Here is a 9,821-nt window from a genome sequence, read left to right on the forward strand (position 1 = left end):
ACTCGCCCGTGCGTTTGATCTGGCTGAGCGCCAGGTGGCCGCAGACGATGCCGCCGATCGAGACGACGAACGAGAGCACGAGCGCCACGATCGCGAGGGTGTTGACGGGCGGGGCGTAGCCCGGGACCGACGGGGTGGCGACCACGGGGGTCGGCGGCGGCAGCTGATCGCTCATGCCCTCAGTGTGCCCGACTCGTCGGCGAAAGGGGGATCAACGACGCGAGCGCTCGCCCCGGAGGACGAGCGCTCGCAGACCCGGATCCGGGCTCAGTAGTAGTACGACGACGCCCCGTAGGTCGTCGCGAGCCAGGCGAAGAAGACGATGTAGCCGATCACGATCAGCAGCCCGATGCCGGTGAAGACGTAGCCGATGATGAGGCCGGCGAGCGCGAGGCCGCGGCCTCCCTCTCCCGTGCGCTTGATCTGGTTGAGCGCGATGTGGCCGCAGATGATGCCGCCGATCGAGATCACGAACGCCAGCACGAGCGCGATGATCGCGAGGGTGTTGGTCGGCGGGGCGTAGTAGCCGCCGGGGGCGGCGGGCTGGCCGTAGGCCGGGTAGACCGGCGCGGCCTGCGGGGCGGCGGGGGGCGTCGCACCGTCGGGCGTGGGAACGGCGGGCGGCGTGACGCCATCGGCCGAAGGGACGGGCGGAACCGGAGGCTGAGGATCGGTCATGGCCCTAAGTTTGCACGATCGTGACCGGAAGCGTGGAGTCCGCGCCGAAGTCGCCCGACGGGGGGTGGCCCTCGGCGACCAGACGTGCCCCGAGGGCGGCGATCATGGCGCCGTTGTCGGTGCACAGCGCGAAGGGCGGGATGCGCAGCGCGATGCCCGCCGCCGCGGCGCGCTCCTCGGCCACCTGGCGCAGCCGCGCATTGGCGACGACCCCGCCCCCGAGGAGGAGACGCGGAACGCCGAGGTCCCGGCAGGCGGCGATCGCCTTCGCGGTGAGCACGTCGACGACCGACTCGCGGAACCCGGCCGCGACATCCGCGACCGAGTGCTCCCCGTTCGCCTGCTCGACGTAGCGGGCGACCGCGGTCTTGAGGCCGGAGAACGAGAAGTCGTAGCGGTGCTTCTGAAGATCCTTGGCGTGGGTGAGGCCGCGCGGAAAGCGGATCGCGTCGGGATCTCCGTCGGCGGCCGCCGCATCGATGCGCGGTCCGCCCGGATAGGGCAGACCGAGCAGCCGCGCGACCTTGTCGAAGGCCTCCCCCGCGGCGTCGTCGATGGTCTCGCCGAGCAGTTCGACGTCGCCCGTCAGGTCGCGCACGAGCAGCAGCGACGTGTGCCCACCCGAGACCAGCAGCGCGACCGTGGGGAGTTCGAGTTCGCCGCCGTCGACGCGCAGCAGATCGGCACCGACGTGGCCGACGAGGTGGTTGACCCCGTAGAGCGGCAGGTCGAGCGCGATCGCGAGGGCCTTGGCCGCGCCGACGCCGACCATGAGCGCTCCGGCGAGTCCGGGGCCGGCGGTGACGGCGATCGCGTCGAGGTCATGCAGCCCGACCCCCGCCTCGGCGAGGGCGGCGTCGAGAGTCGGGCGCAGCGCCTCGAGGTGGGCGCGGGCCGCGACCTCCGGCACGACCCCGCCGTAGCGCGCGTGCTCGTCCATGCTGGACGCGATGACGTTGGCCAGCAGTTCGGTGCCGCGCACGATGCCGACCCCGGTCTCGTCGCACGAAGTCTCGATCCCGAGCACGAGCGGGCCGGTCACGTGAGCACTCCGTGCGGCTCGGTCACGGCCAGCCGCATGACCACGGCGTCGACCCCGTCGGGCTGGTAGTAGTTCGGTCGCACCGCGATCTCGGCGAACCCGAGCGCGGCGTAGAGCGCCTGCGCTCCGGGATTGTCGGCCCGCACCTCGAGGAACACCTCGGTCGCCTCGCGCCTCCGCGCCTCGTTCAGCAGCGCGAGCATGAGCGTGCGGCCGAGCCCGCGGCGGCGCGCGCGGGGGACGACGGCGATGGTCTGGATGTCGGCCTGCCCGCTTCCCCGGGGCGCGAGCAGTCCGGCGTAGCCGTCGACGGTGCCGTCCGCCGCCTGGGCGACGAGGTAGTACCCGTGCGGCCCGGCGAGCTCGGCGGCCATCAGCTCGGGCGACCAGGCATCCGTCGGGAACATCTCGGTCTCGATCGCCATGATGGCGTCGAGGTCGTCCGCGGTCGCGCGGCGCAGTGCCCAGCTCATGCCGTCGGCGCCATCGTGACGTCCGGCGCGCGCAGGTACAGCGGCTCCTCGGGCCCGAGCGGGCGGCCGGCCGACAGCAGCAGTTCGGCGACGAGACCGAGGGATGCCGCGCTCACCGTGGGCGGGTCGAGCACCGGCACTCCGGGGTGGAGCGCTTCGATGGCTTCGAACCCGTCGCGCAGACACAGTTCGGGGCCTTCGAGCCGGGTCACGTCGGGCCCGTAGACGCTCCACGCCACTTCGCGACGGCGCGCGTCGGTGACGACGAGCACGCGGCCCGGGTGCCCGAAGGCGATCGCGTCGTGCGAGACGACCGGGTGCACGGGAATGCCGACGCCGAAAGCGAACGCCCGCGCGGCAGCGATCCCGACCCGGAGGCCGGTGAACGGCCCGGGCCCCATCCCGGCGACGACACCCGTGACGTCTCGCGGGGTGGCGCCGGTCTCCGCCAGTGCGGCTCGGAGCAGGGTGCCGATCGCCTCGGCGTGCCGCCGAGTGCCGGCCTCCTCGGCGAGCGAGAGCACCCGCCCTCCGTCGACGACGGCGACACTGGTCCCCGCCGAGGTGTCGATCGCGAGCAGCACCGTTCGAGCCTAGGCGTCGAGTGCCTCGTCCAGCTGAGCCCAGCGCGGGCCATGGCCGGTGATCGTGACGTCGCGGGAGTCGTCCACGGCATCCCGCGCGATGGTCACGTCGATCCAGGACTCGGCGACGCCATCGAGTTTGCCGGCCCCCCACTCGACGACGACGATCGCCCCGTCGTAGTCGAGGTCGAGATCGTCGAGTTCCCGCGCGGTCGCCAGGCGATAGGCGTCGACGTGCACCAACGGCGCCCCCGACACGGTGGGATGCTCGCGCGCGAGCACGAACGTCGGGCTGGTGACCGCGCCCCGGGCGCCGAGGGCGGCGCCGAGGCCGCGCGTCAGCGTCGTCTTGCCGGCACCGAGCGGACCGTCGAGCACGACGAGGTCCCCCGCGGCGAGCAGCGCGGCGAGCCGGGCCCCGAGAGCCTCCATCGCCTCGGCGTCGGGGATCACGAGTCGCGTCGTCATCCCGTGAAGGTCCTCACCACACGCGGGCCGACGCGGGTGACGATCTCGTAGCCGATCGTGCCGGCCGCCCGCGCCCAGTCCTCGGCCCCGGGAACGCCACGCGCCGGGTCGCCCCACAGCACCGCGCGATCGCCCACCGCGACGGCGGTGTCCCCGACGTCGACGAGGAACTGGTCCATCGCGATGCGACCGACCTGGCGGAACGTCTGCCCGTGGATCGAGACCCTCGCCGTGCCGGACGCGGCGCGCGGGATGCCGTCGGCGTAACCGAGCGGCACGAGGGCGAGGGTCGTGTCGCGGTCGGTGCGCTCGATGAAGCCGTACGACATCCCGGTGCCCGCGGGAACCCGGCGCACGGCCGTGACCGCGCCGGCGAGTTCCATCACGGGCTTCAGGCCCATCGCGGCGGGGTCCGCTCCGTCGCCGTACCCGATCCCGTAGAGCCCGATGCCCAGCCGCACGAGGTCGAGCCGGGAGTCGGGGCGGGTGAGCGCGGCCTGGGTGGCGCCGAGGTGACGCAGTTCGGGGTCGAGCCCCGCGTCCCGGGCGGCCTCCACGAGTTCGGCGAAGAGAGCGGTCTGACGGGTGTCGTCGGCGGGGGACGTGTTCGAGAGGTGGGAGAAGATGCCGCGCACCCGAAGCCGCCCGCCGCGCTCGTGGTCGGCCGCGCGGGCGAAGGCCGTCACGGCCTCGGTCGGCGAGAAGCCGTTGCGCGACAGACCGGTGTCGAGTTTCAGCTGCACGGTCGCCCCGACCGCGGCGGCCCGCTCGAGCTGGTCGATCGTGCTGACCCCGAGGTCGATGTCGTGCTCGGCGGCGGCGGCCGCATCGACATCGGGGCCGTGCAGCCACGACAGGACCGGGGTGCGGATCCCGGCGTCCCGCAGTTCGAGCGCCTCACCGAGGTCGGCGACCCCGAGCCAGTCGACTCCGGCATCGGCGAGCGCCCGGGCGACGCCGACGGCACCGTGACCGTACCCCTGCGCCTTGACGACGCCCATGACGCGGGCGGGGGCGACCTTGCCGCGCAGGATGGCGAGATTCGACCGCAGGGCGTCGAGGTCGATCCGCGCCTCGCGCAGCGGGGTCATCTACGCACGCTCCGCCACGACCTGGGCGATCGCGACGCCGGCGTCGTGCGACATGGACAGATGGATGTCGGTGATCCCGCGCGTCTCGGCGATCGCGGCGGCGGCCCCGGTGAGCCGCAGCGACGGGTTGCCCTCGACATCCGACACGACCTCCATGTCGTGCCAGGTGACGCCGGTGGCATCCCCGAGGGCCTTCATCAGCGCCTCCTTCGCGGCGAAGCGCCCCGCGAGGGAGCGGAGCGGGAGATCGCGTTCGCTCACAGCGAACAGGCGCTCGCGCAGCCGCGGGGTGCGGGACACCGCGCGTTCGAACCGTGCGAGATCGACGATGTCGATCCCGATCCCCGCGATGGCCATGACGCGACTACTCGACGGTGACGGACTTGGCGAGGTTGCGCGGCTGGTCGACGTCGAGCCCCTTCGCCGTCGCCAGTTCCATCGCGAAGATATGCAGCGGCACGACCGCGAGGAGCGGCTCGAACAGCGGCGGGGCGAAGGGGATGCGGATGACCTCATCGACGAACGGCAGCACCTCGACATCGCCGATCTCGGCGACCGCGATGACGCGGGCACCGCGGGCGCGGATCTCCTGGATGTTCGAGACGACCTTCGCGTGCAGCGAGTTCGGGTCCCGCGGCGACGGGACGACGACGATCACCAACTGCCCGGGCTCGATGAGCGCGATCGGACCGTGCTTGAGTTCCCCCGCCGCGAAACCCTCGGCGTGGATGTAGGCGAGTTCCTTGAGCTTCAGAGCGCCCTCGAGGGCGATCGGGTAGCCCGCGTGCCGACCGAGGAAGAGCACCGACTGCACGTCACCCATCCACTGGGCGAACTCCGCGATGCGCTCTCCCGACGACTCGACGACCTTCTCCAGCTTCGCCGGGATGTTCTGCAGCTCCTCGACGAGACCCGCGATCGTGGCGGCGTCCTGCGTGCCGCGCAGCTTCGCCAGGTGCAGTCCGAGCAGGTAGAGCGCGGTGATCTGAGCCACGAAGGCCTTCGTCGAGGCGACGGCGACCTCCGGACCGGCGTGGATGTAGACGACGGCATCCGACTCGCGCGGGATGGTCGCGCCCTGCGTGTTGCAGATCGAGATCGTGCGCGCGCCCAGCTTCTTCGCGTGCTGCACGGCGACGAGGGTGTCCATCGTCTCGCCGGACTGGCTCACCGAGACGACGAGGGTGCGCTCATCGACCACCGGGTCTCGATAGCGGAACTCGTGGGAGAGCTCCACGTCGACGGGGATCCGGCCCCAGGCCTCGATCGCGTACTTGCCGACGAGACTCGCGTACGCCGCGGTGCCGCAGGCCAGCACGACGATGCGGTCGATGCCGGTGAGGATGTCGGCGATCCCGTCGAGCTCGGGCAGTTTGACGGCCCCGTTCTCGATGCGACCGATGAGCGTCTTGGCGACGGCATCCGGCTCTTCGCTGATCTCCTTCTTCATGAAGGTGGGCCAGCCGCCCTTCTCGGCCGCGGAGGCGTCCCACGAGACCTCGAACTCCTTGGCCTGCACCGGGTTGCCGGCGAAGTCGGTGACGTCCACGCCGTCGGGCCGGATCGTGACGATCTGGTCCTGACCGACCTCGAGCGCGCGGCGCGTGTGCTCGACGAAGGCGGCGACATCGGACCCGAGGAAGTTCTCCCCCTCGCCGAGGCCGACCACGAGAGGCGAGTTGCGGCGGGCGCCGACGACGACGCCGGGCTGGTCCTGGTGCACCGCGAGGAGGGTGAAGGCCCCCTCGAGACGGGCCACCGCACGCCGGAACGCGGTCGTCAGGTCACCGGTCTCGGCGTAGAGGCGACCGATCATGAGCGCGGCGACCTCGGTGTCGGTCTCGCTCGTGAACTGTGCCCCCGAGTCGAGCAGCTCGCGCTTGAGCTCGGCGAAGTTCTCGATGATGCCGTTGTGGATGAGGGCCAGCCGCCCGTCGTCACCCAGGTGCGGATGGGCGTTGCCGTCCGTCGGGCCGCCGTGGGTCGCCCAGCGGGTGTGCCCGATCCCGGTGTGGCCGTCGGGAATCGGCGCCTCCGCGAGCTCGTCGGTGAGGGCGCCCAACTTGCCCGCCTTCTTGCGGGTGCCGAGGTGACCGGCGTCGTCGAGCACGGCGACTCCTGCCGAGTCGTAGCCGCGGTACTCCAGCCGCTTCAGGCCTCCCATGAGGACCTGGAGACTGCTCCCAGGGCCGACGTATCCGACGATGCCACACATGAGACCCGATTCTATGTTTTCCTGGGTGGGATGTCCGACCCCGGCTCCTCCTCAGGCGGGTCCACGCCGTTCCTCGAGATCGATCGGGCGGAATGGGCCGCGCTCGCCCCGTCGACCCCGCTGCCGCTGGGCGCCGGCGAGATCGAACGGCTGCGCGGAGTGGGCGACAGCCTCGACCTCGCCGAGGTGGCCGAGGTGTATGTGCCGCTCAGCCGACTGCTCAACCTCTACGTCGCCGGGGCCCTGTCGACCGGGGCGGCCGCGCGCGAATTCCTCGGCCAGGACGGGCCGGCGACCCCGTTCGTGATCGGCGTCGCCGGGTCGGTCGCCGTCGGCAAGTCGACGACCGCGCGCTTGCTGCGCGAGCTGCTCTCGCGCTGGCCCGACACCCCGTCGGTGGAACTCGTCACGACCGACGGCTTCCTGCTGCCGAACGCCGAGCTCGAGCGGCGCGGGCTCATGCAGCGCAAGGGCTTCCCGGAGAGCTACGACCGTCGCGCCCTCCTGCGATTCGTCTCCGAGGTCAAGAGCGGCGTGCCCGAGGTGCACGCCCCCGTCTACTCGCACCTCGTCTACGACGTCGTCCCCGATGAGCACGTCGTGGTGAAGCGACCCGACGTGCTCATCGTCGAGGGCCTCAACGTGCTCCAGCCGCCCACGTCGGGCCGGCTCGCGGTGAGCGACCTGTTCGACTTCACGATCTACGTGGATGCGCGCACGAGCGACATCGAGAACTGGTACGTGGAGCGCTTCCTGCGCCTCCAGCGCGGCGCCTTCGCCGATCCGTCGTCGTACTTCCACCGCTACGCGTCGCTCAGCGAGAGCGAGGCCATCGCGCGGGCGCGCGGCATCTGGGACGAGATCAACGGCCCCAACCTCGAGGAGAACATCCTGCCCACGCGCGCGCGGGCATCGCTCGTGCTGCGGAAGAGCCCGGATCACACGGTCTCGACGGTGCTCCTGCGGAAGGTCTAGACCCTCTCCAGAACGAAGACCGGGATCTGCCGACCGGTCTTCGCCTGATAGTCGGCGTACGGCGGGTAGGCCGCGACCGACCGCTCCCACCAGAGCGCCTTCTCGTCGCCGAAGACCTCGCGGGCGCGATAGTCGTGCTTCGCGGGGCCGTCCTGCAGCTCGACGAGCGGCTGCGCGACGATGTTGTGGTACCACTGCGGGTGCTTCGGCGCCCCGCCGAGCGAGGCGACGACGGCATAGACGCCGTCGTGCTCGACCCGCATGAGCGCGGTCTTGCGCAGCAGACCGCTCTTCGCGCCCAGCGTGGTCAGCACGATGACCGGGAGCCCGCTGTCGCGGAGGGTCGCCGCGGCGGCGCCACCTGACGCCTCGTAGGCCTCCGCCTGCTCACGCGCCCATGCGCTCGTGCTCGGTCCGTATTCGCCCTCGAGCGGCATCAGTTGTCCTTCTCTCAGAGCGCGAGTCGCTCGCGCACGACGTCGGCGATTTCGGCCGCGAGCGATTCCGCACCCGCCGCGTCCGCCGCCTCGACCATCACCCGCACGAGGGGTTCGGTGCCCGACGGGCGCAGCAGCACCCGACCGGTGTCCCCGAGCCGTTCCTCGACCGAGGCCACCGCCGCGGCCACGTCGGGATCCGACCGCAACCGCGTGAGGTCGACGCCGCGCACGTTGACGAGCACCTGCGGGTAGACCGTCATCGCGGAGGCGAGGTCGGCGAGCGGCCTGCCGGTGCGCGCCACCTCCGCCGCGAGCTGCAGGCCGGTGAGCAACCCGTCGCCCGTCGTCGAGTACCGCCGGAAGACGATGTGCCCCGACTGCTCGCCGCCGAGGGCCAGCCCGTGCTCGGCGAGTGCTTCCAGCACGTAGCGGTCGCCGACGGCCGTCTCGAGCAGACGGATGCCGTGCTCCGCCATCGCCAGGCGCAGGCCGAGGTTGCTCATCACGGTGGCGACGAGCGTGTCGTCGGTCAGCATCCCGCGGCTGCGCAACGAGATCGCGAGGATCGCCATGATGCGGTCGCCGTCGACGACCTCGCCGGTGTGGTCGACGGCGAGGCAGCGGTCGGCGTCCCCGTCGTGGGCGATCCCGAGGTCGGCTCCCAGCTCGAGCACCTTCGCGCGCAGCGGATCGAGGTAGGTCGACCCGACGCCGTCGTTGATGTTGATGCCGTCGGGGTCGTTGCCGATCACCGTGACCGTCGCGCCGGCATCCGCGAACAACTGCGGGGAGATCCCTGCCGCCGCGCCGTGGGCGCAGTCGATCACGACGTGAAGGCCGTCGAGACGCTGGCCCTCGAGGGTGCCGAGCAGGTGCAGGAGGTAGCGGTCCTCGGCGTCCGCGAAACGGCGGATGCGTCCCACGTCGGCGCCGGTCGGCAGCAGTTCGGGGCTCGCGAGCGCCGCCTCGATCCGGTCCTCGACCTCGTCGGGGAGTTTCGTGCCGCCGAAGGCGAAGAACTTGATCCCGTTGTCGGGCGCCGGATTGTGCGACGCCGACACGACGACGCCGAAGTCGGCGCCGATGTCGTCGACGAGAAACGCGGCGGCCGGCGTCGGGATCACGCCGGCGTCGAGCACGTCGATTCCGGAGCTCGCGAGACCGGCGGCCACCGCGGCCGAGATGAACTCCCCCGAGATGCGCGGATCCCGCGCGAGCACCGCACGCGGGCGACGGCCCTCGGCACGACGCGCCTCGGCGTGGCGACCCTGCGTGAGCACCGTCGCCGCCGCCTGAGCGAGCCCGAGGGCGAAGTCACCGGTGATCACGTCACCGTTGGCCAGCCCCCGGACTCCGTCGGTTCCGAAGAGTCGGGGCATCTGCCCAGCCTGCTTTAGCGCTTCGAGAACTGCGAGGCCTTGCGCGCCTTCTTGAGACCGGCCTTCTTGCGCTCGATGACGCGGGCGTCGCGCGTGAGGAAGCCGGCCTTCTTGAGGATGGCGCGGTTGTTCTCGCGATCGATCTCGTTGAGCGAGCGGGCGATCGCGAGGCGCAGCGCACCGGCCTGGCCCGCGGGGCCACCGCCGGTGATCTTCGCGATCACGTCGTAGCTGCCGGTGAGGTCGAGCACCTTGAACGGGTCGGTGATGAGCTGCTGGTGCAGCTTGCTCGGGAAGTACTCCTCGAGCGTGCGTCCGTTCACCGTGAAGGTGCCGCTGCCGGGGTTGAGGCGGGCGCGCGCGATGGCTTCCTTGCGACGGCCCACGGCGGAGCCGGGAACGTTGAGGATGCGCGGGGTACGGGGCTCCGCCGCCTGCTCCGAGGGGGTCTCGGTGCTGAACGAGGTCAGAACCTC

The 9,821-nt window shown here is 71.6% G+C and carries 12 protein-coding genes; 1 reads left to right on the forward strand and 11 read right to left on the reverse strand.

Going from position 1 to position 9,821, the window contains the following annotated elements; genetic code table 11:
- Nucleotides 1-267 precede the first annotated feature (267 nt).
- The 8 genes from ACILQS_RS13225 to glmS are packed head-to-tail and all read right to left on the reverse strand — an operon-like array spanning nt 268 to nt 6,551.
- Nucleotides 268-678 carry a DUF4190 domain-containing protein gene (locus ACILQS_RS13225; RefSeq protein ID WP_395640599.1) on the reverse strand — a complete coding sequence of 137 codons (411 nt, stop codon included), beginning with the start codon at nt 676-678 and terminating at the stop codon, nt 268-270.
- A gap of 4 nt (nt 679-682) precedes the next feature.
- Entirely contained in the window at nt 683-1,720 is a 1,038-nt protein-coding gene (gene tsaD, locus ACILQS_RS13230) for a tRNA (adenosine(37)-N6)-threonylcarbamoyltransferase complex transferase subunit TsaD (RefSeq protein WP_395640600.1), read from the reverse strand.
- Nucleotides 1,717-2,193: a ribosomal protein S18-alanine N-acetyltransferase gene (gene rimI / locus ACILQS_RS13235; RefSeq protein WP_395640601.1), complete on the reverse strand. Its 477-nt coding sequence runs from the start codon at nt 2,191-2,193 to the stop codon at nt 1,717-1,719. The genes tsaD and rimI overlap by 4 nt, the downstream gene beginning before the upstream one ends.
- Nucleotides 2,190-2,777, reverse strand: a complete 588-nt coding sequence (tsaB, locus tag ACILQS_RS13240; RefSeq protein WP_395640602.1) for a tRNA (adenosine(37)-N6)-threonylcarbamoyltransferase complex dimerization subunit type 1 TsaB — start codon at nt 2,775-2,777, stop codon at nt 2,190-2,192. The genes rimI and tsaB overlap by 4 nt, the downstream gene beginning before the upstream one ends.
- Nucleotides 2,778-2,786: 9 nt before the next feature.
- Nucleotides 2,787-3,245: a tRNA (adenosine(37)-N6)-threonylcarbamoyltransferase complex ATPase subunit type 1 TsaE gene (gene tsaE, locus ACILQS_RS13245; RefSeq protein WP_395640603.1), complete on the reverse strand. Its 459-nt coding sequence runs from the start codon at nt 3,243-3,245 to the stop codon at nt 2,787-2,789.
- Nucleotides 3,242-4,336 (reverse strand): alanine racemase, encoded by a 1,095-nt coding sequence (alr, locus tag ACILQS_RS13250; RefSeq protein WP_395640604.1) that lies wholly within the window; start codon nt 4,334-4,336, stop codon nt 3,242-3,244. The genes tsaE and alr overlap by 4 nt, the downstream gene beginning before the upstream one ends.
- Complete coding sequence (locus ACILQS_RS13255) at nt 4,337-4,693, reverse strand: holo-ACP synthase (RefSeq protein ID WP_395640605.1); 357 nt, start codon at nt 4,691-4,693, stop codon at nt 4,337-4,339.
- Nucleotides 4,694-4,700: 7 nt separating this feature from the next.
- Entirely contained in the window at nt 4,701-6,551 is a 1,851-nt protein-coding gene (glmS, locus tag ACILQS_RS13260; protein ID WP_395640606.1) for a glutamine--fructose-6-phosphate transaminase (isomerizing), read from the reverse strand.
- A 30-nt stretch (nt 6,552-6,581) separates the two neighbouring features.
- On the opposite strand from glmS, the gene coaA reads away from it, so the two are divergent.
- A complete protein-coding gene (gene coaA / locus ACILQS_RS13265) occupies nt 6,582-7,526 on the forward strand; it encodes a type I pantothenate kinase (RefSeq protein WP_395640607.1) in 945 nt (314 codons plus the stop codon).
- On the opposite strand, the gene ACILQS_RS13270 is transcribed toward coaA, so the two are convergent.
- From ACILQS_RS13270 to rpsI, 3 genes are read right to left on the reverse strand one after another with little or no spacing between them, the layout of a single operon-like run.
- A complete protein-coding gene (locus ACILQS_RS13270; RefSeq protein ID WP_395640608.1) occupies nt 7,523-7,963 on the reverse strand; it encodes a nitroreductase family deazaflavin-dependent oxidoreductase in 441 nt (146 codons plus the stop codon). The genes coaA and ACILQS_RS13270 overlap by 4 nt on opposite strands.
- A 14-nt stretch (nt 7,964-7,977) precedes the next feature.
- Nucleotides 7,978-9,345 carry a phosphoglucosamine mutase gene (gene glmM, locus ACILQS_RS13275; RefSeq protein ID WP_395640609.1) on the reverse strand — a complete coding sequence of 456 codons (1,368 nt, stop codon included), beginning with the start codon at nt 9,343-9,345 and terminating at the stop codon, nt 7,978-7,980.
- 14 nt (nt 9,346-9,359) lie between these two features.
- Nucleotides 9,360-9,815 (reverse strand): 30S ribosomal protein S9, encoded by a 456-nt coding sequence (rpsI, locus tag ACILQS_RS13280; RefSeq protein WP_395640610.1) that lies wholly within the window; start codon nt 9,813-9,815, stop codon nt 9,360-9,362.
- Nucleotides 9,816-9,821: the final 6 nt, after the last annotated feature.

The organism is Pseudolysinimonas sp. (genome assembly GCF_044239695.1).
GTDB lineage: Bacteria > Actinomycetota > Actinomycetes > Actinomycetales > Microbacteriaceae > Pseudolysinimonas_A.

Excerpts from the sequence above, each read along its gene's own strand:
- glmM (WP_395640609.1), bottom strand. The coding sequence starts at position 9,345 with ATGCCCCGACTCTTCGGAACCGACGGAGTCCGGGGGCTGGCCAACGGT.
- tsaE (WP_395640603.1), bottom strand. The coding sequence starts at position 3,245 with ATGACGACGCGACTCGTGATCCCCGACGCCGAGGCGATGGAGGCTCTC.
- ACILQS_RS13270 (WP_395640608.1), bottom strand. The coding sequence starts at position 7,963 with ATGCCGCTCGAGGGCGAATACGGACCGAGCACGAGCGCATGGGCGCGT.
- ACILQS_RS13225 (WP_395640599.1), bottom strand. The coding sequence starts at position 678 with ATGACCGATCCTCAGCCTCCGGTTCCGCCCGTCCCTTCGGCCGATGGC.
- glmS (WP_395640606.1), bottom strand. The coding sequence starts at position 6,551 with ATGTGTGGCATCGTCGGATACGTCGGCCCTGGGAGCAGTCTCCAGGTC.
- ACILQS_RS13255 (WP_395640605.1), bottom strand. The coding sequence starts at position 4,693 with ATGGCCATCGCGGGGATCGGGATCGACATCGTCGATCTCGCACGGTTC.
- alr (WP_395640604.1), bottom strand. The coding sequence starts at position 4,336 with ATGACCCCGCTGCGCGAGGCGCGGATCGACCTCGACGCCCTGCGGTCG.
- rimI (WP_395640601.1), bottom strand. The coding sequence starts at position 2,193 with ATGAGCTGGGCACTGCGCCGCGCGACCGCGGACGACCTCGACGCCATC.
- coaA (WP_395640607.1), top strand. The coding sequence starts at position 6,582 with ATGTCCGACCCCGGCTCCTCCTCAGGCGGGTCCACGCCGTTCCTCGAG.